Source organism: Brevundimonas sp. (assembly GCF_051858995.1).
In the GTDB taxonomy this organism is placed as follows: domain Bacteria; phylum Pseudomonadota; class Alphaproteobacteria; order Caulobacterales; family Caulobacteraceae; genus Brevundimonas.
Genome location: NZ_JBHYGN010000007.1, coordinates 55096 through 78209, shown reverse-complemented (window position 1 = coordinate 78209; position 23114 = coordinate 55096). Strand labels below are relative to the sequence as shown.

The following is a 23114-nucleotide window of genomic DNA, read 5'->3' as shown; positions in this document are numbered from 1 at the left end:
CGACCTTCAGGGCCTCGTCGAGTGAAACTGCTCGCACTGCTGCCGCAAGGGGCTGGTGCTGAACTTCTTCGCTCCGGACGCCTTCCGGCTGACGGCGGGCGAGGGCGCGCTCAGCACCCACACCTTCAACACCCACAACATCCAGCACCGCTTCTGCGACACCTGCGGCGTCCAGGCCTTCGCCGAGGGCAAGACGCCCAGCGGCCAGCCCATGGTCGCGGTCAACATCCGCACCCTGACCGACCTCGAACCCTTTGATTGGAAAGCACAAAGAGTGGATGGGCGCGGCTTCTAGCGGCTGGGAACGAACGCCTCCCTCGGCGTCCCGTCCACGGCGTACAGCCGCTCCACCGGGATCTTGATCACCAGCCCGGAGTGCTCCAGCCGCAGGTCGTAGACGGCCCCCAGAAGGCCCGCCATCCGGTAGCCCTCGACCCGCGCGCCCAGCGCATCCATCCCGACCGCCAGCCCTTCGCCCATGCTGCCGGTCCAGCGTCCGACCCGCACCACGATTGGTCCCCCGAACCACTTGCCCGGCCGGGGCAGGACCTGCTCGACCCACTGCCGCGGCACGCCGGTCTCGCGTTCCTCGGCTGGCAGGTTGTGGACCTGATAGGGCCGGGCCTCGCTGACGAACCAGCCCATAACCGCCCGGGCCACGGAGGTGTTGCCCCCGCTGGCGGTGTCGGTCAGGTCCAGCACGACCGTCTGCCCCGGCCGCACCCGCGCCATGGCCGCATCGAAGGCCGCGATGGTCGCGCTGTCGCCCAGCGAGTCGTTAAACCGAACCGTCAGCCGGTCCCCGGCTTCGCTCACCGTCAGCGGCGGACAGTCCGTCGAGGCCATATAGAGGTTCGGCAGGCTCAGCCGCCGTCCGGAAACGGTCAGGTCCCGCGCCCGGTCCCGCCGCCCCGCCGCCAGCACCCGCGCCGCATAGCCGTCCCGCTCGCCGCCCGACTCCAGTCCCAGCTCAGCCCAGAAGGCCCGCACCGCCTCGCCCGTGGCCACGCCGCCGACCGCGTCCAGCGTCTCGCCGACCCGGACGCCCACCGCCTCCGCCGGAGAGCCCTCCCGCACGGCGGTGATCCGCCAGACCGCGCCGTTCCGCTCAATCCAGAGGTCCGAATAGCTGGGGACCAGCCCCCAATCGTCGCTGAAGGCGCTGCCGGTGATCGCATGGTGGTCGGCCAGGGCCGTGATCGCGTGCCCGGCGTAGCGCAGCAGGCTGGACCGGTCGTGCACCGCCGCCGCCTCGGCCCGCAGCCTGTCGCTCATGGGCATGACCCCGCCGGGGAAGCGCTCCGGATAGGCGTACTGGCTGTTGATCAGCCCCTCGATGGACAGGGCGTCAGCCCGGTACGCCTCGGGCGGCAGCTCAGCCGTCTGGGCCTGAGCGGCGCCCGCGAAGGGCAGGAGGGCGGCGAGGAGCAGGAGGATGCGCATGGCCGCGAAGCTTCACCGCCCGGACCGTCCCGGCAAGTGAAACTCCCGTCACCTTCAGGCGGCGTCGGTCACCGCATAGACCATCACGCCGGTGGCGATGGCCAGGTTCAGGCTGTCGGCCCGCCCGCGCATGGGGATCTTGACGTTGACGTCGCAGGCCGCGGCCAGCGTGTCCGTCAGCCCCGCCTGCTCATTGCCCATCAGGATCAGGGCCGGATGCTGGACCGGGGCGTCGCGATAGCCGTGGGTCGCGTCCAGCCGGGTCCCGATCACGCTGCCCGGCCACGACTGCCGCCAGGCGATGAACTCGGCCGTCGTCGCCTTTGCGATGGCCACGGCGAAGACCGAGCCCATGGTCGCCCGCACCGCCTCGGTGGAGTAGGGGTCCACGCAGTCGTCGATCAGGATCACCCCGCCGCAGCCCGCCGCGTCGGCGGTGCGGATGATGGTCCCCAGATTGCCCGGGTCCCGCACCTGCTCCAGCGCCACCCAGCAGGGCGCGCTCTTCGGGTTGATGGCGGACAGGGGCGTATAGACCTGTTCGAAGACGCCCAGCACGGTCTGCGGATTGTCCCGGCGACTGATTTTCTCGAGGATCGGGTGGGTGACCACCACTACCTCGCCGCCGGCCTTGCGGGTCTCGGCCTTGGCGCGGTCCAGCAGCGGATGCTCGCGCGCCTCCATCCCGACCAGCAGCAGCTTCGGCGTCTGGCCCTGATCCAGCGCCTCACCGATGAATTTCAGCCCCTCGGCCAGGAAGCGCCCGGTGTTCTCGCGCTCCTTGCGCATGTTCAGGGCGCGCACGGCCTTGACCGTGTCATTGGTCAGGGAGGTGATCAGGCGGTCACTCATTGGCCGCTCCATCTGGCGAAGAAGCTCAGGCCGATGGCCCGGCCGTCCTGTCCATGCTCGGCGAGGGCCAATTCGCCCCAGTCGATCACGCCGCCACGATCCGCCGTAGCCTCCGCCATCAGATGGGCCAACGACAGGCCCGAGATGCGAGCCGCATAGGCGTTCAGCAGCAGGAAGGAGGCGTCGTCGGACAGCAGGGCCGCGCAGTCCTTGAGCAGTCCCGGCAGGTCCTCGAACAGGCGCCAGACCTCGCCGGTCGGCCCGCGCCCGTACTTCGGCGGATCGAGAATGATGCCGTCATACTTGGAGCCCCGACGCACCTCACGCGCCACATATTTGCGGCAGTCCTCGACGATCCAGCGGATCGGGCGGTCGGCCAGCCCCGACTGCTCGGCGTTCTCGCGGGCGTAGGCGACGGACTTCTTGGAGGCGTCGACGTGGGTCACCTCTGCGCCCGCCGCCGAACAGGCCAGCGAGGCCACGCCCGTATAGCCGAACAGGTTCAGCACCTTCGGGCGCTTCAGGGTGCGGACGCGCGCATCCAGCCACTCCCAGTTCGCCGCCTGCTCCGGGAAGAAGGCGAGGTGGCGGAAGGGGGTGAAGCGGCCGGTGAAGCGCACATCGCGCCAGGCCAGCGGGAAGGTCTCAACCGGCTTGCCCGCGAAGCGCCAGCGGCCGTCGTCATCCTCGTCCTGAGCCTGCGGGGCGAAGGTCGCGTCGGCGCGCTCGAAGGCCTGCGGATCGCGCGGCGCCCAGAAGCACTGGGGCTCGGGCCGGACCACGGTGAAGCGGCCGTAGCGCTCGAGCTTCAGCCCATTGCCACTGTCCAGCAGGGCGTAGTCTTCCCAACCTCGGGTGAAGAGCGTTTCAGGCGACGGGTTCAGGCGCGGGGACATGGCCCGCTGATAGGCCGTGCGGCCCCGTTTCGTCCAGCGCGCCGTGATCCGCGCCCGCCGGGACCTCGCGCCTGTGCCGGGTCTTGTCCCAAGCGAAGGGTTCGACCACCAGCCGCCACAGGGCCTGGGTGAAGGCGAGGCTGAGCAGGCTCCAGTAGGCGGGCGCCGCGATCATGTCCCACGGGCCATAGGGCACGCCCGCCCGTCGCGCGCCGAGGATGCAGGACAGCCAGGCCGCCGCGGCGCCCAGCACCAGAACGCTGAGCGCGAGGCTCGATGTCTCGGGCCACAGCCCCGCCGCCCCCGCCACCAGCACCGAGGCCAGAACCCAGCACAGGGTCGGCCCGTACAGCGCCGCCGAGGCCAGGCCGACGCCCAGCGTCATGATCAGAGCGAACAGGCCGCGCGGCCCCAGCCCGAGCAGGTCGCGCGTATGCACGCCCCAGGTCTGCATATAGCCCTTCAGCCAACGGGTTCGCTGGGGCAGCCAGTCGTGCAGGTCGCCGGGCGGCGTCTCCCACGTCGGCCGCGAGATCACGCCCATCCGCCAGCCATTGCGCCACAGCCGGAAGCCGAGGTCCGCGTCCTCTGTCACATTCCACGAATCCCAGGCCCCGATGGCTCTCAGCACATCCACCCGGAAGTGATTGCTGGTGCCGCCCAGAGGGAAGGGCAGCCCCATCTGCGTCAGGCCGGGCAGGGCGATCTCGAAAAGGCTGGCATATTCGGCGGCGAACTGCCGGTCGATGAAGGGGGTGCGCGAACCGCGCGCCGGACGGATGCGGAGCGGCGCCTGCAGACAGGCCAGTTGTCCACCCGCATCGGCCAGAAAGCGACTGGCGGCCTCCTTCAACTGACCCGGGTCCGGCGCATCCTCGGCGTCATAGACGGTCAGCAGGTCTCCGGTGGCGTGGGGCAGGGCGCAGTTCAGGGCGCGCGGCTTGGTGCCTGGCTTGCCCGGCGGGGCGTCAAAGACCTCCAGCCACACTGGACGCGCCACCGCCAGCGCGGCCTCACGCGTCGCATGATCATGCGCCTCCAGCACCAGCATCCCCTGCAGGCGGTCGGCGGGATAGTCGATGGCTGAAAGCCGTTGGATAAGTTGCCCGACCACCTCCGCCTCGTCGTGCAGGGCCGCCAGGATCGTGTAGCGGGGCCAGAGGTCGGGGGAGGCGATCTCCGTCGCCTTCCGGCGCCCGACCACGATCAGCAGACACCGCCAGGCCACGACGAACAGGAAGCCCAGTCCCGTCGCCGCCGTCAGCCCTCGCCAGGTCTCCGCCGAGGCGTGGCCGAGGATCCAGACCCCGCCCGCCATACACAGAAGAACCAGCGCCCATTGGGTCAGGGATAGGCTGCGCCGGGCAGCGCTGAGTGCCGGCGAAAGCCCCGCCGTGGGGGTTTCACACCCCGAATTCCCGTTTTCAGTGTTCAAGGAAGATTGCACACGGAATGGTTAACGCAACCAGGTCCCTGACCGCAACCGCTTGGCGCGCGCCCACGAAAGCCGCTATTCAGGACCCAGACCATCGGAGCCGCGCGTGACCGCCATCCCTGTCACTTCCCGATCCGCCCGCAAGCCCAAGGGCGAAGGCCATGAGCGCCGGGCGGAAATCCTGGCCGCCGCCGAGCGCATCTTTGTCGAGCACGGCTATGAGGGCGCGACGATCCGCAAGATCGCCGACGAGGTCGGCCTGTCCTCGACCGCCCTCTACATGCACTTCTCCGAGAAGGGGGAGATCCTGCAGGAGATCTGCCAGCAGGCTTTCGAGTCTCTGCTGGCCTCCAACCGCGCCGCGATCGAACAGGCCGGGTCGCCCGAAGAGCGCATGCGCGAGATGATGCGGGCCTACGTCGATTTCGGCTTCTCCAACCCCAACGCCTACCGGCTGGTCTACATGACCCGCCCGGCGGAGCTGCGGGAAGGGCCCCAGTCGGCGGCGCGCGAGATGGGCGCCGAGCTGTTCGACACCTTCCAGCAGGTCGTCAGCGAGCTAGAAGCCGCCGGGCGTCTGCGCGGCGACGCACGGACCGCCGCCCAGGCCTTCTGGGCGGGCGGCCACGGGGTCATCTCGCTGATGATCGCCAAGCCCTATTTCGACTGGGTCGACCGCGACCAGCTGGTGACGACCCTGCTGGAAGGCCTGTTCGCGGGCCTGCTCAAGCCGAAGGGCTGAACCCGGCCTATTCGCCGGGATCACCTTCGGGCGTCCGCAGGGGCTCCTCGCCGGCCACCGCCGTATAGGCCTGCGGCCCGCGCGGCACGCCACGACGAATGTCCTGCGACAGGCTCAGCGGCGCGGTCCCGCCGTTCAGCCGGGCCTTGTACATCGACATGTTCTCCATGACCCGCATCATGTAGTTGCGCGTCTCGGTGAAGGGCGCGCACTCAATGAAGTCGACCGGGTCCACGCTGCCCGCGCGCGGATCGCCGCAACGCGCCACCCACTGCGGCGGACGGGCCGGACCGGCGTTGTAAGCCACGGTCGTCAGCAGCATCGAACCGTTGAAGTTGTTCATCAGGTCGCCGAGGTGGAAGCTGCCCAGCGTCATGTTGAAGTCGGGATCGTAGAGCCGCTCTTCGGTGAAGGGCAGGCCCAGCTGGCGGGCGACGCCGCGACCGGTGGCGGGCAGGAATTGCATCATGCCGCGGGCGTTGGCGTGCGAACGGGCGCGGGGATCGAAGCTGGATTCCTGACGCGTGATGGCCAGGGTGAACTCCAGCGGCGCGGCGCCCGGCACGGCCGGCGGCATGCGGATCGGGTACTGGCGCTCGGGCAGCAGATAGCCGCGCTGGCTGGCCGCGCGACCGATCATCATGGCCGTGAATCCCTCGCCGTAGCCGCGCGAGACATCCATCATCAGGGCCAGTTGCTCGGGGGTCGGGACGTCGTCGTCCAACTGGTAGGCGAAGACGCGGAACAGGGCGGCCTCGCCCGTCTCGCCCAGGATGCGCCAGGCGCGGACCACCTCGTTGCGCTCGAAGGCGGCGCGATCGGCGTCCGAGGGTTCGGGATCGGCGGGCAGGGTGATCGAGGTCAGCCCGGCCTTCTCGGCGGCCAACTGGCCGTAGAAGGTCTGGAAATGGCGCGAACCGGCCCGGTAGAACTCCACCGCCGCCGGGACATTGCCCTGCGCCTCAGCGGCGCGACCCAGCCAGTAGAGGGCGCGCCCCTGGGTGATCGGGGTCGAAGACGATTCGCGCAGCGTCTCGAAGTGGCGCGCCGCCCGCGCTGGATCGTTCAGCTTGGTCAGCGCCACCCAGCCGGCGAAGAACTCGGCGTCCACCATGCGGTCGCCCGATCGGAAGCCGTGGCCGTTGAAGGCGTCATAGGCGCCCTGCCAGTTCCGCGCCTGCAGGGCGTCAAGGAAGTAGTTGCGACGCTCGGACCACAGGGTGTTCTGGGCGTCGGTCGATGTGGGGGCGGCCGGGAGATAGCGCAGCACGTCGAAGGCTTCGGACTGCCGGTTCTGGGATCGCAGGATTCGAACCCGCTCCAGCGCCACGGCCGGTTCCTGGGCCTGGGTCGGCGTCAGGCCGGCGACGATGGCGTCGGGGCTGTAGGCGGTGCGCAGGGCGATCACCGCATTGGCCACGGCCTGCCGCTCGGGCGGGACCAGGGAGACCATGGCGCGGGTCGCCGGGCCGTGCGGCCCCAGCAACAGCATGTTCAAACGGGTCTCGTGGTCGTCCTGCGTCAGGGTCGAGCCCCACCGGGTCAGGATGCGGGCCTGCTGGTCCGCGTCGAAGCTACGGGTGCGCCACCAATCCTTGATCAGACGGCGCGCCTCATCGCCACGCCCGCGCTGGTCCAGCGCCTCCGCCAGGGCGATGGCGCCCTGCACGGTCGTCGGCGCATCCCGCCCGAACAGGGCCAGGGCCGCATCCGGCCCCGCATAGGAGCGGTCCAGCGCCTTCTCGACGGCCTCCATGCGGCTGCCATTGCGCGGCCAGCCGGCGAAACGGGTTTGGGCGTCGGACAGTTCGCCCCACGACATCCGGTCGGCGCTGGTGTCCAGCAGGGCCCATTCCACCAGCTTGCGGGCGGCGGGATCACTGATCTGGGCCATGGCGGCCCGGGCGCCGGCGACGTCGCGCGCCCGGGCAGCGGCCAGTCCCTGACGGAAGAGGGCGGTGTCCTGATCATTCAGCGTGCGCGGCTGATTGCTGACCGGTCCGGCGGGGGCGGAGGCGTAGTAGGGGACTTCCTGCGGCAGAAGGCTCTCGGGCGCGGGGGCGAGCAGGGCCAGGGCGGCCGCGAGACTGGTTGCGATCATTACGTTTCCGATTCCCATTCGTCGCGGTTGCGGTCCTTGAACCGCCAACCTACCCTCCGGCGCTTCGCTTACGGGCGAGTGTCGCCCAATTCCACGCAGGACCATCGTTTCAATGACCGCCCCCTTGTTCAAGGGCGTGATCACCGCCCTGATCACACCACTTCGTGACGGAAAGGTGGACGAAGCCGCCTTCACGAGGTTGCTCGAACGCCAGATCGCCGCCGGGGTTCACGGCGTTGTGCCGATGGGCACGACCGGAGAGAGCGCCTCACTGCATCCTGAGGAGCATCAACGGGTTGTCGAACTGTGCGTTCAGGTCGCAGCCGGTCGCGTCCGTGTGATCGCCGGCGCCGGTTCGTCGTCCACGGACAAGGCCATCGATCTGGTCCGCCACGCCAAGACCGTCGGCGCCGACGGCGCCCTGGTTGTGACGCCCTACTACAATCGGCCGTCGCAGGCCGGGCTGGCCGCGCACTTCGAGGCCATCGCCGAGGCCGTCCAGCTGCCGATCCTGCTGTACAACGTCCCGGGCCGCACCGGCGTCGATCTGGCCAATGAGACGGTCGCGCGGCTGGCCGCCCATCCGAACATCGTCGGCATCAAGGACGCCACCGGCGACCTGGCCCGCGTCAGCTGGATGCGCGCCAACATCGATGGCCAGTTCGACCTGATCTCGGGCGATGACCCGTCCTATCTGGGCTATCATGCCCATGGCGGGGTGGGGGTGATCTCGGTCACGTCCAATGTCGCGCCCGAAGGCATGGTCGCCCTGCACAATGCGGCGCAGGCCGGCGACTACGCCGCCGCGCGCCAGTGGCAGGATCGCCTGATCGGGCTGCACAAGGGCCTGTTCCTGGACAATTCGCCGTCGCCCACCAAATACGCCCTGTCGCGTCTGCAGTTCTGCACCGAGGAGGTCCGCCTCCCGCTCGTCCCGACCGCCGACGCCGTAAAACCCGCAATCGACCGTGCGATGGCGGACGCAGGATTGGGCTGATGGCTTCCGAAAAGCCGAAAATGAAAGTGCTGGCCGAGAACCGCCGGGCCAAGTTCGACTACTTCCTCGAGGACTACACCGAGGCGGGCATCGCCCTGCTCGGAACCGAGATCAAGGCGTTGCGCGACGGTCGGGCGAACATCGCCGAATCCTATGCAGCGGTGGAGGGCAGGGAGATCGTGCTCGTGAACGCCGACATCCCGCCGTACAAGCAGGCCAACCGCTTCAACCACGAGCCTCGGCGGCACCGGAAGCTGCTGCTACACCGCAAGCAGATCGACAAGTTCATCGGCGCGGTCCAGCGCGACGGCCAGACCATCATTCCGGTCCGGCTGTATCTGAACGAGGCGGGCAAGGCGAAGCTTGAGATCGCCCTGGCCAAGGGCAAGAAGCTGCACGACAAGCGTCAGGCCAGCGCCGATCGGGACTGGCAGCGCGACAAGGCCCGCCTGATGAAAGAACGTGGTTAGGTACAAGTTGTCGCGCGGTGCGAGGCCGCATCGGAGACGGTCGACAGGTGCCCTAGTCTTCGGCCTCAAGGCGACCGATCCCAGCCTCCTGGGGACGGTTGTCCGGCGGCGCGCGCTCCCCCTTGTTATGGCCGCGCCGCCACAATCTTCGCCGCGATCAACCGTCGAACGGCGTGGCGTCGAGAACGCCTGGCGTCGCCGCCGGCGTATACGCGTCCACGCCGCCCGGACCGAGCGACGGCTTGAGCATCGGCTGGATCGCCACGCTCCCCATCGCCACCGCCGCGGCGGCCAACAGGGCGATCAATGCAATTCTCCGTTCGCGGGGGGAGAAGACCCCGTTGCCCCTGATCATGACAGCCTCCAAAGCTGTCCGATCAACGTAGCCGCCGGGACGCCGTTCCACCGCTGACGATCACGGTTTTGCGGCGCCCGATTCGCGTGGCGCCGGGGTCACAGGGCCTCAGTCCCGCAGCGGGGCTCCACCCGAATGCCGGGGGCGACCGATCTCGCCCAGCAGGTCGTTCAGATCGACGAAGGCGTCGGCCTGACGGCGGAGTTCATCGGCGATCTGGGGCGGTTGGCTCTTCACGGTCGAGACCACGGTGACCTTCACCCCCTTGGCCTGCACCGCCTGCACCAGACGGCGGAAGTCGCCGTCGCCCGAGAACAGGACGATGTGGTCCAGCCGGGGCGCCAGCTCCAGCATGTCGACCGCGATCTCGATATCCATATTGCCCTTGGTGCGGGTGTGCCCCTGGGCGTCGGTGAAGCGCTTGACCGGCTTGGTTATGACGGTGAAGCCATTGTAGTCGAGCCAGTCGACCAGCGGCTTGATGGGGGAGAACTCCTCGCCCTCGACGACCGCCGTGTAATAGAGGGCGCGAACCAGATCGCCCTTCGCGCGATACATCTCGACCAGCTTGCGGAAGTCGAGATCGGTGTTCAGGGCCTTGGCGGCGGAGTAGAGATTGGCTCCGTCGATGAACAGGGCGGTGCGATCAGCCGGATTGGGCGTCATGGAAAAGGTCTCCTCAGAAATGGACGTCCAGCCTTCCGTCGAAATAGACGGAGAGCCTGATAGGGACTCCGCCGTCATCGTCGCGCTGGGCTGCAATGACAAGGGGGCCTGGGTCGATTGCCGCGAGGCGCTGGAGGCGGCGCTGGCGCGGTTCCGCTGCGAGGGGATCGACATTGTCGCCCGCTCGTCGTGGTGGTCGTCCGCCGCCTGGCCTGATCCGACCGATCCGCCCTTCCTGAACGGCGTGGTGCTGGTGAAGACTGAGCACGACGCCCACGCCCTGATGGCAGCGCTGGGGCGGATCGAGGACGCCTTCGGACGCCAGAGATCGGTCGCCAACGCCCCGCGCACCCTGGATCTGGACCTGATCGCCTATGGCCGGCTGACCGGTGATCTGGACGGGCTGATCCTGCCGCATCCGCGAGCGCACCAGCGCCTGTTCGTGGTGGGGCCGCTGGCCGAAATCCTGCCGGACTGGATCGAACCCGTCTCGGGACAGTCCGCCAAGTTGCTGGCGCGCGAGGCGAGCGTGGGCGTCGATGCCCGTCCTACCCCCTAGGATCGCCCAAAATACGCCTATGTGGCGTTGCACAAAGCGGGTCGCATCTATATTTTGCGCGGTTCTATCCCGCGTCCGAGGAAATTCATGGCCCGCGTCACTGTCGAAGATTGCATCGAAAAGGTGCCGAACCGCTTTGGTCTGGTTCTGCTGGCCGGTCACCGCGCCCGCAACATCGCCAACGGCGCCGCCCTGACGATCGACCGCGACAACGACAAGAACCCGGTCGTCGCCCTGCGCGAACTGGCCGATGACACCGTCATCCCGGACGAGCTGCAAGAGAACATCATCACCACGCTGCAACGCGTTGATGAGCGCACCGAAGCCGAGGACGAGGCCGAAACCGTCGCCCTGCTGGCCGAGCCGCAGCACATGAACATGGCTGAAGCCGAGCTGATCCGCGCGCTGCAAAGCGACCGCGACGGCGGGCAGGAGGAGCGGTACTGACGGCCGAACCCGCCAACGGTATCACCATCCTGCCGGCGCGGCAGCCCGCGCCGACCCCTGAAGCTGCCAATCTGAACGATCCCGCCGACGCGTCGGCTCCGGTCAAGACACCGGAGCCCGCGCGCAGCAAGGTGCTGCGTCAGTTCGAGCTGATCGAAGCGGTCCAAGCCTATGACCCGACCGCGGACGAGAACCTTCTCAACCGCGCCTACGTCTATGCGATGAAGATGCACGGCTCGCAGTTGCGGGCCTCGGGCGATCCGTATTTCGCCCACCCGATCCAGGTCGCGGGCATCCTGACCGACTACCGGCTCGACACCGCCACCATCGTCACGGCCCTGCTGCATGACGTGGTCGAGGACACCTCCGCCACCCGTGACGACATCGCCCGCATGTTCGGCGAGGAGATCGCCGTCCTCGTCGAGGGCGTGACCAAGCTCTCGCGGCTGGAGCTTCAGGCCGAGCACACGCGTCAGGCCGAGAACCTGCGCAAATTCATCCTCGCCATCAGCCGCGATGTGCGCGTGCTGCTGGTGAAGCTGGCCGACCGTCTGCACAACATGCGGACGCTTCAGTATGTGAAGCCCGAGAAGCGTGAGCGGATCAGCCGCGAGACACTGGAAGTCTACGCCCCGCTGGGCCGCTCTATCGGCATCCACTCGATCGCCTCCGAGCTGGAGGAGCTGGCGTTCGAGCATCTGAACCCGACCGCGCGGACCGCCATCGAGCGTCGTCTGGAGGCGCTGAAGCTGGAACACGGCCGCGCCATCGGCGGGGTCTCCAGCGAGGTCGAGCGGGTGCTGCAGGAGGCGGGGGTCAAGGCCCGCGTCGCCGGTCGCCAGAAGACCCCGTATTCGATCTGGCGCAAGCTCCAGCGCAAGTCGGTCGGCTTCTCGTCCCTGTCGGACATCTACGGCTTCCGGGTCATCGTCGAGGCCGAGGACGACTGCTACCGCGCTCTGGGCGTCATCCATCGCGCCTGGCCGATGGTGCCCGAGCGGTTCAAGGACTTCATCTCGACGCCCAAGTCGAACAACTACCGCTCTCTGCACACGACCGTGGTCGGCCCCTCGGGCCTGCGGATCGAAATGCAGATCCGCACGGACGCCATGGATCGCGTGGCCGAGGACGGGGTGGCGGCGCACTGGGCCTACAAGAACAAGTCTTACGGCTTCGACCGTGAGGCCATGGAGCGCGACGGCGGCCGCGATCCGCTGCAGAACCTGCGCCACCTCGTGCAGGTGATCGAGCACGGCGAGGGCGGCGAGGACTGGGTCGAGCACGCCAAGCTGGAGATGTACCTCGATCAGGTCTTCGTCTTCACGCCCAAGGGCGCCCTGATCACCCTGCCGCGTGGCGGCATGCCGCTGGACTTCGCCTATGCGGTCCACACCGGGGTGGGCGACTCCGCCGTCGGCGTGAAGGTCAACGGCGAGCTCAAGCCGATGCGCACCCAGCTGCAGAACGGCGATGTGGTCGAGATCATCCGCGGCGCCAAGCGCGAGATCCCGGCGGACTGGCGCTCCCTGACCGTGACAGGCCGCGCCCGCTCGGCCATCCGCCGCCATATCCGCACCTCGGAGCGGGGCGAGTTCCAGAAGCTGGGCCGCTCCACGCTCGAACACACCCTGGCCCGCGCCGGCAAGGCCTTGGACGAAATCTCGCTCAAGCCCGCGCTGGAAACCCTCGCTGTCGAGACCGACGACGATCTGTTCGAGGCCATCGGCCGGGGTCGCCTGTCGGCGGCCAAGGTCGGCGAGACCCTGTTCCCGGCGCTGAAGGGCCGCCTGAAAGCCGGACCGGACCGCAAGCGCATCGCCGATGATCAGGCCCGCCTGTTCGTGCGCGGCGGCGGCCTGACGCCCGGCGTCAGTGTTCACTTCGGCCACTGCTGCACGCCGGTGCCCGGCGATCGCATCGTCGGCATCATGGAGCCGGACGTCGGCCTGACGGTCCACACCATCGATTGCCAGAGGCTGGCCGACTTCGCCGACGACGATTCGGTCTGGCAGGACCTGCAATGGACGCCGCAGGCCGAGCAGGGCGCCGTTGCGTCGGCCCGCCTGCGCGCCACGATCAAGAACGCGCCTGGCGTTCTGGGCCAGGTGGCCACCATCATCGGCGAGGCGGGCGGCAACATCCTGAACCTCGTCATGAGCCACCGGCAGCAGGACTTCTTCGACGTGGAGATCGACGTCGAGGTCGAGGACGCCCGTCACGCCGCCATGATCATGGCCGCCCTGCGCGCCAATCCGTCCGTAGAGTCTGTGGAGCGCGCCCGCGGGTGAGTGAAGAGCGTCCGTCCAACGCCGCCCAGTTGGCGTCCCCGTCCTATCGTCTGGCCGCCCTCGATCAGGACTTCGTCCTGAGCGAAGCCATGCGCGGCGCCCGGTTCCTGATGGAATACGAGAAGGCCGAGCAGGCGTTGAAGGCCTGGGGCGTGCGCTCGACCATCGTGGTGTTCGGCAGCGCCCGCGTCGGCGAGGACGCCGGTCCGAACCACGCCCGCTGGTACGCCGAGGCCCGCAAATTCGGTCGAATCGCCTCGGAGCGGGGCGGCGCGATGCGCGGTGATGTCGGCCATCCGCGCGACAACGTCGTGGCCACCGGCGGCGGGCCGGGCATCATGGGCGCGGCCAACCGGGGCGCGCACGACATCGGCGCGCCCTCCATCGGCTTCAACATCACTCTGCCGCATGAGCAGGAGCCGAACCCGTGGTCGACGCCGGAACTGACCTTCCGCTTCCACTACTTCGCCATGCGCAAGATGCATTTCGCCATGCGGGCCAATGCGCTGGTGGTCTTCCCGGGCGGCTTCGGCACCTTCGACGAACTGTTCGAGATCCTGACCCTGCGCCAGACCGGCAAGGAGCGGGCGATCCCCATCGTGCTGGTGGATGAGGCCTACTGGAAGGCCGTCGTCGGCTTCGACGCCCTGGTCGAGCACGGCATGGTCGCCCCCGCCGACCTCGAACTGATCAGCTTCGCCGAGGACGCCGAAGGCGCCTGGGCCGAGCTGCTGAGGCGTGGTTTGAACCCGGGCGGCGAAAACAGCACCGATCCGCAGCAACCGGCCCTTCAAAGCGGGACGGCTAGAGAGTAGGGGAGGGCCATGACCTCCGAAGACGTTCTCAACGAATTCCGTGCCGCCGGCGCCCTGCGCGAAGGCCACTTCGTCCTCTCGTCCGGCCTGCACAGCCCGACCTTCCTGCAGAAGAACCTCGTCTTCATGGACGCGGAACGCTGCGCCCGCCTGTGCAAGGCGCTGGCCGAGAAGATCGTCGCCGCCGTCGGCCCGGTGGATGTGGCAATCTCGCCCGCCGTGGGCGGCATCATTCCCGGCTATGAGACCGCTCGCTGGCTCAAGGTCCCCTCGATGTACGTCGAGCGCGTCGACGGCGAGTTCAAGCTGCGTCGCGGCTTCCACGTCGAGTCGGGCCAGAAGGTCGTGATGATCGAGGACATCGTCACCACGGGCCTCAGCTCGCGCGAATGCATCGCCGCCATCAACGCCGCCGGGGGCGAAGTCGTCGCCGCCGCCTGCATCGTGGACCGCTCGGGCGGCCGCGCCGACGTGGGCGTGCCCCTGATCGCCCTGGCCACGCTGGACGTGCCGGCTTACCCGGCCGATGCCCTGCCGCCGGAACTGGCCGCCCTCCCGGTCGAGGACCCGGGCAGCCGGCGTCTGTCGAAGGGTTGATTGAATGAGCGAACGGGTCCGGCTGGGCGTCAACATCGACCACGTCGCCACCGTGCGGAACGCGCGCGGCGGCCTGTACCCTGATCCGGTTCGCGCGGCCCAGGACGCCCTCATCGCGGGCGCCGACGGCATCACCGCCCACCTGCGCGAGGATCGCCGCCACATCTCGGATCGCGACATCGACCAGCTGTCCGCCGTGCTGCGGGATCAGGAGCGGCCGCTGAACCTCGAGATGGCCGTCACCCAGGAGATGCTGGCCATCGCCCTGCATCACCGTCCGCACGCCGTCTGTCTGGTGCCCGAGAAGCGCGAGGAACGGACGACCGAGGGCGGCCTCGACGTCGTCGGCGGCCACAACTGGATCACGCCCTTCGTGCGCCAGCTGACCGAGGCGGGGTCGCGCGTCTCCCTGTTCATCGGCGCGGATCCCAAGCAGATCGAGGCCTCGCATCGCGCGGGCGCCGCCGTGGTGGAACTGCACACCGGGGCCTATTGCGACGCCGTCCGCGAGGGCCGCACGGAGGAGGCGGAGGCTGAACTCGCCGCCCTGCGGGCCGGCGCCGTCCAGGCCCACGCCCTCGGGCTGGAAGTCCATGCAGGCCACGGCATCGACTACGACACCGTCACGCCGGTCGCGGCCATTCCCGAGATCATGGAACTGAATATCGGTCACTTCCTGATCGGCGAGGCCATCTTCGTCGGTCTGGGGCCGGCTATCGCGCGGATGCGCGACCTGATGGACCAGGCGCGCGGTCTGGACGGCGCGGCATGATTCTGGGCGTCGGCGCGGACCTGTCGGACATCCGGCGCATCCAGAACTCGCTGGATCGCTTCGGCGAGCGCTTCAAGATGCGCTGCTTCACCGAGCTGGAGCGCACGCGGTCGGACCGCAAGCCGGACCCGGCCTGGAGCTACGCCAAGCGGTTCGCGGCCAAGGAGGCCTGCGCCAAGGCCCTGGGCACCGGCATGCGGTCGGATGTGTACTGGAAGGACATGGGGGTGGTGAACCTGCGCTCCGGCCAGCCGACCATGGCCCTGACCGGTCCGGCTGCGGAACGACTGGCGCGCATGACGCCGCCCGGACATGAAGTCCGTATACATCTCACCCTCAGCGACGAGCATCCGTACGCCCTGGCTTTCGTGGTGATCGAAGCCTTGCCCGTCGCTTAATCACGTTATACCGATTTCGCCGCTGAAGACCGCGCGCAGCGGCTGGGGGATTAGAGTCATGAGCGACGAGAACAAGCCGCACGACGATCACGGTCACGCCCCGGACGCCGGGCATGGCGCGGGTCACGGCCACGATGACCATGCCGCGCCCGCGCACGGTCATGACGACCACGCGCCCGCCGTGGCGCACGATGACCATGGGCACGACGACTACGCCACGCCGGTCGCCGCTCATGAAGAGCCCGCGACCGCTGAGCATGCCCACGAGGCGCCGGCCGCTGCCGCCCACGATGAGCATGACCACCACGAACCGGCTGCTCCGGCGCATGACGAGCATCACGCCCCGGCGGAAGCGCACGACGATCACGCCGCACCTGTCGTCGCCCATGACGACCATGCCCATGCCGAGCCCGCGCACGAAGAGCCTGCCGCGTCCGAGCCGCATTCGACGCCGGTAGAAGCCGTGGCCGTCGCGGCCGCCGCCGGCGCGGCTGTCGCCGCCGCCCAGCCGGAGAAACGCCCGGTGTGGAGCGATCAGGGCGACGCCCCGTTCGAGGACGTCGATACGACCCCGGTCTACGCCCGCGGCAAGAAGGGCAAGAAGTCCAAGTCCGACGGCGGCGGCGCCGCCAATGAGGGCTGGGAAGTCATCAAGACCATCGTCTTCGCCCTGCTGATCGCGATGGTGCTGCGCATCCTGCTGTTCCAGCCCTTCACCATTCCTTCGGCCTCGATGGAGCCCAACCTCTATCAGGGCGACTACATCGTCGTGTCGAAATGGTCGTACGGCTACTCGAGGCACTCGATCATCGGCAGCCCGCCGATCTTCGACGGCCGCATCCGCCTGCCAGTGATCAACCAGCAGCCGGAACGCGGCGATATCGTCGTGTTCAAACTGCCGCGTGACAACAAGACGGACTACATCAAGCGTCTGATCGGTCTGCCGGGCGACACCGTCCAGATGATCAACAACGTGCTGTTCATCAACGGAACCGCCGTGCGTGACGTCGAGGTCAGCCGCGAGGAGATCGAGAGCCTGTATGGCGCCCAGTTGACCATCAAGTCGCGCGAGACCCTGCCCGAGGGCCGGTCGTTCATGATCCAGGACTGGGGTCCGGACAACATCGCCGACAACACCATCGCCTTCCAGGTGCCCGCCGGCCACTACTTCATGATCGGCGACAACCGCGACAACTCGCAGGACAGCCGTTTCGACCAGTCCGCCGGCGTGGGCTTCGTCCCGGCCGAGAACCTGATCGGCAAGGCCGAGATCATCTTGTTCTCGTGGAACGAGGGCGCCTCGCTGTGGAACCCGGTCAGTTGGTTCTCCAAGGTTCGCCTGAGCCGCTGGTTCAAAGTGCTCGACTGATGACGGATCGACGGACCGAGGCTGTCCGTGCCCTCACGCACGGCCTCGGCCATGACTTCGCGAACCCGGCCCTGCTCGAACAGGCCCTGACCCATGCCAGCGTGGGCGAGGGCGCCGAGCGGGACGCCCGGGGCCGGCCCTTCCTCGACAACCAGCGGCTGGAGTTCCTGGGCGACCGGGTGCTGGGTCTGCTGGTCGCGGACCGGCTGATGCGTGACTTCCCGGAAGCCGACGAGGGCGACATGTCCGCCCGTCTGCACGCCCTCGTCGACAAGGCCGCCTGCGCCCGCGTCGCCGAGCGGCTGGGCGTCGGTCCGGCCATGCGCCTGTCGCCGGGCGAAGCCAAGCAGGGCGGACGTCGCCGTGAAGGCGTTCTGGGCGACGCCATGGAGGCGCTGCTGGCCGCGGTCTGGCTGGACGGCGGCATGGATGCGGCCCGCAAGGTCTTCGCCACCGCCTGGGAGCCCGAGTTCGCGGCCAATCCCAAGAAGGCCGTGACCAACCCCAAATCGGCGCTTCAGGAATGGGCGCTGGGGCAGGGACGGGCGCTGCCGACCTACCGGATTGTGGAGCGAACCGGCTCCGATCACGCCCCGACATTCACTGTCGAAGCAAGCGTAGCCGGATATCCGCCCTTGACCGCGCAGGGGCGATCACGTCAGGACGCGGAGAAAGCGGCCGCGACGGCCCTTCTGCAACGTGAAGGCGTGATTTGACCGACATCCAGAACCAGCGCGCAGGCTTCGCCGCCATCATCGGTGCTCCCAACGCGGGCAAGTCCACGCTGGTCAACCGGCTGACCGGGACCAAGGTCTCGATCGTCACCCAGAAGGTGCAGACGACGCGCTTCCCGGTGCGCGGCATCGCCATCTATGGCGACGCGCAGATCGTGCTGGTCGACACCCCCGGCATCTTCAGCCCGCGCCGCCGTCTGGACCGCGCCATGGTCGCCTCGGCCTGGGGTGGGGCGGATGACGCCGACGTGGTCGTGCACCTGATCGACGCCGCCTCGCACATCGCCGCACAAACGAAGGACGGCCAGGCCGCCGACCGCCGCTCGGCCGAGGACACCCAGACGATCATCGCGGCCCTCAAGGAGGCCGGGAAGCAGGTCATTCTGGCGCTGAACAAAATCGACGGCATGCGCCGTGACACTCTGCTGGCCCTGTCGCAGTCGCTCTATGAGACCGGCGTCTACAGCGAGGTCTTCATGATCTCGGCGCTCAGCGGCGACGGCGTCGACGATCTGGGCCAGCGCCTGGCCGACGCCATGCCCGCCGGTCCGTGGCTCTATCCGGAAGACCAGTCCGCCGACGTGCCGATGCGCGTGCTGGCGGCCGAGATCACCCGCGAGAAAGTCTATCTGCGCGTCCACGAGGAACTGCCCTATTCGGCGGCGGTGGAAACGACCTCGTTCGAGGACCGCGCCGACGGCTCGGCCCGCATCGAACAGACCATCTATGTCGAACGCGAGAGCCAGCGCCCCATCGTGCTGGGCAAGGGCGGCCAGACCCTGAAATGGATCGGCCAGAAGGCGCGCGAGGAACTCACCGAGCTGCTGGACCGGCCCGTGCACCTGTTCCTGACCGTCAAGGTCGATCCGAAATGGCAGGACAGCCGCGCCCTCTATGCCCAGTTCGGGCTGGACTACGACGTCTGAGAGCTCGCGTTTCGTGTTTCATGTTCCACGGCGGGCCGGCAACCATCCCCGGCTGATCTTCGCCACCCTGGCTGTTCTGGTGGTCGCCGCCGCCGGGCTGATCGGCTGGGCCACCCTGCACAAGCCGACCCTGCGGGTCACGCCTGATCCCCTGCCGCCGCGCCCGACGGTCGAGGTGGTCGAGGCCCTGCCGGACCTGAAGGCGCAGCTGGATCGCTGGGGCGGCTCAGGCCAATTCACCGGCGGCGTGCTGGTCGCCAAGGGCGATGAGGTCCTCTACCGGCAGGTCCACGGCTGGGCCGATCGCAGCCTGATGAAGCCGCTGGAGCTGAACTCGCGCTTCCGCCTGGCCTCGGTCAGCAAGCAGTTCACCGCCGCCGCCATCCTGCGCCTGCAGGACGAAGGCAAGCTGTCGGTCTGGGATCCGGTCTGCAAATACATCCAGCCGTGCCCGGCGGCCTGGGCGCCGATCCGACTGCACCACCTGCTGTCCCACACCTCGGGCATTCCCGACCTGATGGCCCGTCCCGGCTGGGGTGTGCGTCGCGTGACGCCCGCGACACCCGGCGAATTGACCGCTGATTCCATGCGTTATGGCCTTCAGTTCCCGCCCGGAACCAAGGTCCGTTACGACAACGCCGGCTACAATCTGCTGGGCGCCGTGGTCGAGAAGGTCTCGGGCATGGACCTGCATGAATTCCTCCAGGAGGCCTTCTTCAAGCCCTTGGGCATGACCGACACCGGCTATGACGACGGGCAGTCGGACGTGGTCATGGGATACGCCAATCTGGCGGGCGGACCGACGCCGCAACCGGACGCCAATGTCAGCATCATCTACGGGGCGGGGGCCCTGTATTCCACGCTGGACGACATGCTGATCTGGGAGCGCGCCCTGCATCGGGGCCACGTCCTTTCGCCCAACAGCTATCGCCAGATGATCGCCGACCACGCCCCGGACGGCACCCCGGACGAGCGGGGAAAACCCCGCCGTCTCTGGGGTTACGGCCTGTATGAGAAGGCGCTGGGCCGACAGGTCCAGCCGGACTTCACCGACAACCAGATCTTCCACACCGGCAGCTGGTCCGGCTTCCGCAACCTGGTCACCTACCAGCCGGACGCCGATGTGACGGTGATCGTCCTGTCGAACAACTATCACCAGCGCGAGGCGGTCTTCCTGCTCTCGCAGCAAGGGATGGCGGAGGCGCTGGGACGTCGGTTCCCGACTGTCGTGGCCCGCTAGGGCTCAGCCCTTGTCTTCGCGCGCCCACCGTTCACGGCGCGCCAGTTCGGCGGGGCCGGGCTCGATAGCGGCGAAGGAGCCGGTCGGGACCTCGCCGCCGCGGCGATAGGTGCTGACCACCACCCCGGTCGAGGAGGTCTTCGACTTTTCGAGCGTCCAGGCGCGCGGGTTTGACTGCGCATCGAACAGCCGCTTGCCGCGTCCGAGGATGATCGGGAAGGTCAGGGTGACCATCTCATCGATCAGGTCGGCGCCCAGCAGGGTATGGATCAGCGCGCTGGAGCCTTGGATCAGCAGGTCGCGGTCGCCTTCCTGCTTCAGCTCAGCGACCGCCCTGGCGACATCGCCCTCCAGCCGGTGGCTGTTGGCCCAGGTCAGCGGCGTTTCCGGCCCGGCGGCGACGTATTTCGCGATGCTGTTGAAGGTCCGGCCGATCTCGTCGTCCATGTGCGGCCAGTAGGCGGCGAATATCTCATAGGTCCGGCGGCCCAGCAGCAGGTCGTACTCTTCCCCCATGGCGTCGCCCATCAGCCCGCCGGCGGCCTCATCGAAATGGGGCCAGACCCAGCCGCCGAAGGCGAAGCCGCCGGTCGTATCCTCATCCGGTCCGCCGGGGGCCTGCATGACGCCGTCGAGCGAAACGAAGCTGGCGGTTCTGATCTTGCGCATGGTCGATCTCCTAGGAGTTCAGAGAGAGGAAATGCACGGGGTCACGCCTTGTGGCGAAACGGGAAAATCGCTCTGAGCGCGGGGTCGCGCAGCCACAGCCCGCCCCACATGATCAGGCCCAGGTAGAGGCTGAACAGCTGGTGGCTGAACAGGGGGCTGCCGACGCGGATCTGGGTCGCCATCGCCCCGCCGAACAGGGCCATGAACAGCACCGCGCCCAGCACGCTGGTGCGCGGGACGAGGTAGAGGACCAGGCAGGCCAGCTCGACCAGGCCGATGGCGAAGGCGTAGCCCTGGGGCCAGCCCAGTTGGGCCAGTGTCTCCTCGGCCACCGGCATGCCGGTCAGCTTGGGAAAAACCGAGGCGCCGAGCATGAACAGGGCGAACAGGCCTGTCAGCACGCGACCGGTCCAGACCATGGGGGTGGCCTTCATGGGACGTCTCCGGAAGTGGGGGAGGGCGGCGCGGGGCCGCCCCGAAGGCCTCAGCTCTGCGGCGGCTTCCAGTCGGTCGAAGGCATGGTGTTGACCATCCACGGCACGCCGAACTTGTCGACCAGACCGCCGTAGCCGGGCGACCAGAAGGTCTCGCCGAAGGGCATGGTGGCGGTCCCACCCTCGACCAGGGCGTCGTACCAGCCGCGGGCCTCCGCCGGATCGTGGGTGTGCAGGGTGACGTCGAAGCCGTTCATCGGCTGGTGATAGCCGGGCGCGAACTCGGGAATGCCGTCACAGCCCATGAGGGCCTGATCGCCGATCTCGAGCCAGCAGTGCATCAGCTGGTCCTTGTACTCGGGGCCGACGGGCATGTCGGGCGGGCCGTCGCCGTAGGCAAAGGCGGCGGTGATCTTGCCGCTGAGAACCCTGGCGTAAAACTCGAAAGCGTCTCGGCAATTGCCCTTGAAGGTCAGGCTCGTCACGATCTTCATGGTCGTCTCCTCCCTTAATCCTTGTGGGTCGCCAGCCAGGCCTCCAGCCGGTCGGCGGTGCTGTTCCAGCCATGTTTGTGGCCGGTCAGGCTCTGTTCGGACTTCAGCCCCTCATGGGTGAAGTCCATTCGGGTTTGCCCGTCCTCGGTCTCGGTCAGGACCATGGTCACCAGGGTGTCCACGGGCGGGCCGTCCTCATGGGACTCGTCCCACTTGAAGGTGAAGACCAGACGCTCGGGCGGGACGATCTCGCGATAGACCCCGCCCTGCCAGAGGTCCTGGCCGGTGTCCGGCGAGCGCAGGCAGGCCCGCCATTCACCCCCGACCCGCAGGTCCTGCTTCACGCTGACCGCGGGCCATTCGACCGGTCCAAGCCACATGACCATCGCCTCGGGGTTGGTCCACGCCCGCCAGACCAGGGCGCGCGGCGCGTCGAAGACACGCTGCATGTTCAGGGTCGGGCGGCCGGCGAACGCTTCGGTCAGGCTCATGGGCGGGTCCGCTCCCGGATCAGTGGGTCTTCAGCAGTTCGGCCAGTTGGTCGGCGCACGTCCCCCAGCCTTCGTGGAAGCCCATGGCCTCGTGCTGCTTCATGGTCTCGGCATTCCAGTGACGGGCCGTGGCGACATATTCGGTCTTGCCGTCCGCCGTGGGCGTCAGTTCAACCGTGGCCACCATGAACGGTTGCCCTGCGGGCTTCCAGTCCGGCGTCAGGGCGTCGGTCGTGATCCAGCGCTTGCCAGGCTCGACGTGCAGGAAGATGCCGCTGTTGGGCATGGTCTCGCCGTCCGGGCCGTGCATGACGAAGTTGAACACGCCGCCGGGGCGGGGATCGATCTGCACGTCCGACAGGGTCCACGGGCGCGGCACGAACCACTGCTGCAGGATTTCCGGCGTCATCCACGCCTTCCAGATCTGCTCGGGCGTCGCGTCGATCACGCGGCGCAGGGTCAGGGCGTGCTCATGCGCCACGCCGTCGGTGTGGCAGGGATTGTCGTCAGTTTCTTGAGCCATTGTCTGGGTCTCCCATCTGGATTTTCTTCAGGTAGGCGTCGAGGCGGTCGAAGCTGGCGTCCCAGTACCGGCGGTAGTGTTCCAGCCAGTCAGCGACGCTCTTCAAGGCCATCGGTTCGAGGCGGGCGGGGCGCCACTGCGCCTCCTTTCCCCGACTGATCAGGCCGGCCTTCTCCAGCACCTTGAGATGTTTCGACACAGCCGGGAGGCTCATGTCGAACGGCTCGGCAAGCTGGTTCACGCTGGCTTCGCCCTCGGTCAGCCGCGCCAGGATGGCCCGACGGGTCGGGTCGGCGAGGGCGGCGAACCTGGCGGAGAGAGGATCGGTTTCCATCGGGGCGCTTCGTATATAACTGAGTAGTTAAATGCACCCGACACGATCCGTTGTCAACCGCTCGGTT

Annotated in this window: 27 protein-coding genes and 1 pseudogene; 15 read left to right on the top strand and 13 right to left on the bottom strand. The window is 68.1% G+C overall.

Going from position 1 to position 23114, the window contains the following annotated elements:
• Positions 1 to 40: 40 nt before the first annotated feature.
• Positions 41 to 295 (top strand): annotated as a pseudogene (locus ACTIEF_RS05085) (GFA family protein); the annotation flags it as partial.
• Here the strand turns inward: ACTIEF_RS05085 and ACTIEF_RS05080 are convergent.
• Genes ACTIEF_RS05080 through ACTIEF_RS05065 form a run of 4 tightly spaced genes read right to left on the bottom strand, consistent with a single transcriptional unit; the run spans position 292 to position 4509 of the window.
• The gene (locus ACTIEF_RS05080; protein ID WP_439471107.1) at positions 292 to 1443 is read right to left on the bottom strand and encodes a S41 family peptidase; all 1152 of its coding nucleotides are present in this window, start codon (positions 1441 to 1443) and stop codon (positions 292 to 294) included. The pseudogene ACTIEF_RS05085 and the gene ACTIEF_RS05080 sit on opposite strands and share 4 nt — an antisense overlap.
• A 54-nt stretch (positions 1444 to 1497) precedes the next feature.
• A complete protein-coding gene (locus tag ACTIEF_RS05075) occupies positions 1498 to 2295 on the bottom strand; it encodes a TrmH family RNA methyltransferase (RefSeq protein WP_439471106.1) in 798 nt (265 codons plus the stop codon).
• On the bottom strand, positions 2292 to 3191 hold the full coding sequence (locus ACTIEF_RS05070; protein WP_439471105.1) for a class I SAM-dependent methyltransferase: 900 nt from the start codon (positions 3189 to 3191) through the stop codon (positions 2292 to 2294). Before ACTIEF_RS05070 ends, ACTIEF_RS05075 begins: the two co-directional genes overlap by 4 nt.
• Positions 3163 to 4509 (bottom strand): glycosyltransferase family 2 protein, encoded by a 1347-nt coding sequence (locus ACTIEF_RS05065; protein WP_439471104.1) that lies wholly within the window; start codon positions 4507 to 4509, stop codon positions 3163 to 3165. Before ACTIEF_RS05065 ends, ACTIEF_RS05070 begins: the two co-directional genes overlap by 29 nt.
• Positions 4510 to 4732: 223 nt before the next feature.
• Between ACTIEF_RS05065 and ACTIEF_RS05060 the strand changes: the two genes are divergently transcribed.
• Positions 4733 to 5368 carry a TetR/AcrR family transcriptional regulator gene (locus ACTIEF_RS05060; protein WP_439471103.1) on the top strand — a complete coding sequence of 212 codons (636 nt, stop codon included), beginning with the start codon at positions 4733 to 4735 and terminating at the stop codon, positions 5366 to 5368.
• A gap of 7 nt (positions 5369 to 5375) precedes the next feature.
• On the opposite strand, the gene ACTIEF_RS05055 is transcribed toward ACTIEF_RS05060, so the two are convergent.
• Positions 5376 to 7469 carry a transglycosylase SLT domain-containing protein gene (locus tag ACTIEF_RS05055; RefSeq protein ID WP_439471102.1) on the bottom strand — a complete coding sequence of 698 codons (2094 nt, stop codon included), beginning with the start codon at positions 7467 to 7469 and terminating at the stop codon, positions 5376 to 5378.
• Between the two features lie 112 nt (positions 7470 to 7581).
• Here ACTIEF_RS05055 and dapA point away from each other — a divergent pair, with 112 nt between their 5' ends.
• Positions 7582 to 8466: a 4-hydroxy-tetrahydrodipicolinate synthase gene (gene dapA, locus ACTIEF_RS05050; RefSeq protein ID WP_439471101.1), complete on the top strand. Its 885-nt coding sequence runs from the start codon at positions 7582 to 7584 to the stop codon at positions 8464 to 8466.
• Entirely contained in the window at positions 8466 to 8936 is a 471-nt protein-coding gene (smpB, locus tag ACTIEF_RS05045) for an SsrA-binding protein SmpB (RefSeq protein WP_439471100.1), read from the top strand. Before dapA ends, smpB begins: the two co-directional genes overlap by 1 nt.
• Before the next feature lie 157 nt (positions 8937 to 9093).
• Here smpB and ACTIEF_RS05040 read toward each other — a convergent pair whose 3' ends face one another.
• Both ACTIEF_RS05040 and ACTIEF_RS05035 read right to left on the bottom strand, forming a co-directional pair.
• Positions 9094 to 9291 carry a hypothetical protein gene (locus ACTIEF_RS05040; protein WP_439471099.1) on the bottom strand — a complete coding sequence of 66 codons (198 nt, stop codon included), beginning with the start codon at positions 9289 to 9291 and terminating at the stop codon, positions 9094 to 9096.
• Between the two features lie 108 nt (positions 9292 to 9399).
• Positions 9400 to 9957, bottom strand: a complete 558-nt coding sequence (locus ACTIEF_RS05035) for a LabA-like NYN domain-containing protein (protein ID WP_439471098.1) — start codon at positions 9955 to 9957, stop codon at positions 9400 to 9402.
• Between ACTIEF_RS05035 and folK the strand changes: the two genes are divergently transcribed.
• From folK to ACTIEF_RS04980, 11 genes are all read left to right on the top strand, one after another.
• Positions 9956 to 10516 carry a 2-amino-4-hydroxy-6-hydroxymethyldihydropteridine diphosphokinase gene (gene folK / locus ACTIEF_RS05030; RefSeq protein ID WP_439471097.1) on the top strand — a complete coding sequence of 187 codons (561 nt, stop codon included), beginning with the start codon at positions 9956 to 9958 and terminating at the stop codon, positions 10514 to 10516. The two genes, ACTIEF_RS05035 and folK, sit on opposite strands and share 2 nt — an antisense overlap.
• An 87-nt stretch (positions 10517 to 10603) precedes the next feature.
• Complete coding sequence (gene rpoZ / locus ACTIEF_RS05025; protein ID WP_141626634.1) at positions 10604 to 10963, top strand: DNA-directed RNA polymerase subunit omega; 360 nt, start codon at positions 10604 to 10606, stop codon at positions 10961 to 10963.
• A 221-nt stretch (positions 10964 to 11184) separates the two neighbouring features.
• Positions 11185 to 13251, top strand: coding sequence for a RelA/SpoT family protein (locus ACTIEF_RS05020; protein ID WP_439471497.1), 2067 nt, complete (start codon positions 11185 to 11187; stop codon positions 13249 to 13251).
• Positions 13248 to 14066, top strand: coding sequence for a TIGR00730 family Rossman fold protein (locus ACTIEF_RS05015; protein WP_439471096.1), 819 nt, complete (start codon positions 13248 to 13250; stop codon positions 14064 to 14066). Before ACTIEF_RS05020 ends, ACTIEF_RS05015 begins: the two co-directional genes overlap by 4 nt.
• 9 nt (positions 14067 to 14075) lie before the next feature.
• Entirely contained in the window at positions 14076 to 14663 is a 588-nt protein-coding gene (gene pyrE, locus ACTIEF_RS05010; protein WP_439471095.1) for an orotate phosphoribosyltransferase, read from the top strand.
• A gap of 4 nt (positions 14664 to 14667) precedes the next feature.
• The gene (locus tag ACTIEF_RS05005) at positions 14668 to 15435 is read left to right on the top strand and encodes a pyridoxine 5'-phosphate synthase (protein WP_439471094.1); all 768 of its coding nucleotides are present in this window, start codon (positions 14668 to 14670) and stop codon (positions 15433 to 15435) included.
• A complete protein-coding gene (acpS, locus tag ACTIEF_RS05000; protein WP_439471093.1) occupies positions 15432 to 15833 on the top strand; it encodes a holo-ACP synthase in 402 nt (133 codons plus the stop codon). The genes ACTIEF_RS05005 and acpS overlap by 4 nt, the downstream gene beginning before the upstream one ends.
• A 463-nt stretch (positions 15834 to 16296) precedes the next feature.
• Positions 16297 to 17202, top strand: a complete 906-nt coding sequence (lepB, locus tag ACTIEF_RS04995; protein ID WP_439471496.1) for a signal peptidase I — start codon at positions 16297 to 16299, stop codon at positions 17200 to 17202.
• Positions 17202 to 17918, top strand: a complete 717-nt coding sequence (gene rnc, locus ACTIEF_RS04990) for a ribonuclease III (protein ID WP_439471092.1) — start codon at positions 17202 to 17204, stop codon at positions 17916 to 17918. Before lepB ends, rnc begins: the two co-directional genes overlap by 1 nt.
• The gene (gene era / locus ACTIEF_RS04985) at positions 17915 to 18862 is read left to right on the top strand and encodes a GTPase Era (protein WP_439471091.1); all 948 of its coding nucleotides are present in this window, start codon (positions 17915 to 17917) and stop codon (positions 18860 to 18862) included. Before rnc ends, era begins: the two co-directional genes overlap by 4 nt.
• A 13-nt stretch (positions 18863 to 18875) precedes the next feature.
• Positions 18876 to 20102 (top strand): serine hydrolase domain-containing protein, encoded by a 1227-nt coding sequence (locus ACTIEF_RS04980; RefSeq protein WP_439471090.1) that lies wholly within the window; start codon positions 18876 to 18878, stop codon positions 20100 to 20102.
• 3 nt (positions 20103 to 20105) lie between these two features.
• On the opposite strand, the gene ACTIEF_RS04975 is transcribed toward ACTIEF_RS04980, so the two are convergent.
• From ACTIEF_RS04975 to ACTIEF_RS04950, 6 genes are read right to left on the bottom strand one after another with little or no spacing between them, the layout of a single operon-like run.
• Positions 20106 to 20771 carry a dihydrofolate reductase family protein gene (locus ACTIEF_RS04975; RefSeq protein WP_439471089.1) on the bottom strand — a complete coding sequence of 222 codons (666 nt, stop codon included), beginning with the start codon at positions 20769 to 20771 and terminating at the stop codon, positions 20106 to 20108.
• 41 nt (positions 20772 to 20812) lie between these two features.
• Entirely contained in the window at positions 20813 to 21205 is a 393-nt protein-coding gene (locus ACTIEF_RS04970; protein ID WP_439471088.1) for a DoxX family protein, read from the bottom strand.
• A gap of 50 nt (positions 21206 to 21255) precedes the next feature.
• Positions 21256 to 21699 (bottom strand): VOC family protein, encoded by a 444-nt coding sequence (locus ACTIEF_RS04965; RefSeq protein WP_439471087.1) that lies wholly within the window; start codon positions 21697 to 21699, stop codon positions 21256 to 21258.
• 14 nt (positions 21700 to 21713) lie between these two features.
• Positions 21714 to 22190: an SRPBCC family protein gene (locus ACTIEF_RS04960; protein WP_439471086.1), complete on the bottom strand. Its 477-nt coding sequence runs from the start codon at positions 22188 to 22190 to the stop codon at positions 21714 to 21716.
• Between the two features lie 19 nt (positions 22191 to 22209).
• Positions 22210 to 22713: an SRPBCC family protein gene (locus ACTIEF_RS04955; protein WP_439471085.1), complete on the bottom strand. Its 504-nt coding sequence runs from the start codon at positions 22711 to 22713 to the stop codon at positions 22210 to 22212.
• Positions 22697 to 23047, bottom strand: coding sequence for an ArsR/SmtB family transcription factor (locus tag ACTIEF_RS04950; protein WP_439471084.1), 351 nt, complete (start codon positions 23045 to 23047; stop codon positions 22697 to 22699). The genes ACTIEF_RS04955 and ACTIEF_RS04950 overlap by 17 nt, the downstream gene beginning before the upstream one ends.
• Positions 23048 to 23114: the final 67 nt, after the last annotated feature.

Excerpts from the sequence above, each read along its gene's own strand:
- ACTIEF_RS05080 (WP_439471107.1), bottom strand. The coding sequence starts at position 1,443 with ATGCGCATCCTCCTGCTCCTCGCCGCCCTCCTGCCCTTCGCGGGCGCC.
- ACTIEF_RS05075 (WP_439471106.1), bottom strand. The coding sequence starts at position 2,295 with ATGAGTGACCGCCTGATCACCTCCCTGACCAATGACACGGTCAAGGCC.
- ACTIEF_RS05070 (WP_439471105.1), bottom strand. The coding sequence starts at position 3,191 with ATGTCCCCGCGCCTGAACCCGTCGCCTGAAACGCTCTTCACCCGAGGT.
- ACTIEF_RS05065 (WP_439471104.1), bottom strand. The coding sequence starts at position 4,509 with ATGGCGGGCGGGGTCTGGATCCTCGGCCACGCCTCGGCGGAGACCTGG.
- ACTIEF_RS05055 (WP_439471102.1), bottom strand. The coding sequence starts at position 7,469 with ATGATCGCAACCAGTCTCGCGGCCGCCCTGGCCCTGCTCGCCCCCGCG.
- dapA (WP_439471101.1), top strand. The coding sequence starts at position 7,582 with ATGACCGCCCCCTTGTTCAAGGGCGTGATCACCGCCCTGATCACACCA.
- smpB (WP_439471100.1), top strand. The coding sequence starts at position 8,466 with ATGGCTTCCGAAAAGCCGAAAATGAAAGTGCTGGCCGAGAACCGCCGG.
- ACTIEF_RS05040 (WP_439471099.1), bottom strand. The coding sequence starts at position 9,291 with ATGATCAGGGGCAACGGGGTCTTCTCCCCCCGCGAACGGAGAATTGCA.
- folK (WP_439471097.1), top strand. The coding sequence starts at position 9,956 with ATGGAAAAGGTCTCCTCAGAAATGGACGTCCAGCCTTCCGTCGAAATA.
- ACTIEF_RS05035 (WP_439471098.1), bottom strand. The coding sequence starts at position 9,957 with ATGACGCCCAATCCGGCTGATCGCACCGCCCTGTTCATCGACGGAGCC.
- rpoZ (WP_141626634.1), top strand. The coding sequence starts at position 10,604 with ATGGCCCGCGTCACTGTCGAAGATTGCATCGAAAAGGTGCCGAACCGC.
- ACTIEF_RS05020 (WP_439471497.1), top strand. The coding sequence starts at position 11,185 with ATGAAGATGCACGGCTCGCAGTTGCGGGCCTCGGGCGATCCGTATTTC.
- pyrE (WP_439471095.1), top strand. The coding sequence starts at position 14,076 with ATGACCTCCGAAGACGTTCTCAACGAATTCCGTGCCGCCGGCGCCCTG.
- ACTIEF_RS05005 (WP_439471094.1), top strand. The coding sequence starts at position 14,668 with ATGAGCGAACGGGTCCGGCTGGGCGTCAACATCGACCACGTCGCCACC.
- acpS (WP_439471093.1), top strand. The coding sequence starts at position 15,432 with ATGATTCTGGGCGTCGGCGCGGACCTGTCGGACATCCGGCGCATCCAG.
- rnc (WP_439471092.1), top strand. The coding sequence starts at position 17,202 with ATGACGGATCGACGGACCGAGGCTGTCCGTGCCCTCACGCACGGCCTC.
- ACTIEF_RS04975 (WP_439471089.1), bottom strand. The coding sequence starts at position 20,771 with ATGCGCAAGATCAGAACCGCCAGCTTCGTTTCGCTCGACGGCGTCATG.
- ACTIEF_RS04970 (WP_439471088.1), bottom strand. The coding sequence starts at position 21,205 with ATGAAGGCCACCCCCATGGTCTGGACCGGTCGCGTGCTGACAGGCCTG.
- ACTIEF_RS04965 (WP_439471087.1), bottom strand. The coding sequence starts at position 21,699 with ATGAAGATCGTGACGAGCCTGACCTTCAAGGGCAATTGCCGAGACGCT.
- ACTIEF_RS04960 (WP_439471086.1), bottom strand. The coding sequence starts at position 22,190 with ATGAGCCTGACCGAAGCGTTCGCCGGCCGCCCGACCCTGAACATGCAG.
- ACTIEF_RS04955 (WP_439471085.1), bottom strand. The coding sequence starts at position 22,713 with ATGGCTCAAGAAACTGACGACAATCCCTGCCACACCGACGGCGTGGCG.
- ACTIEF_RS04950 (WP_439471084.1), bottom strand. The coding sequence starts at position 23,047 with ATGGAAACCGATCCTCTCTCCGCCAGGTTCGCCGCCCTCGCCGACCCG.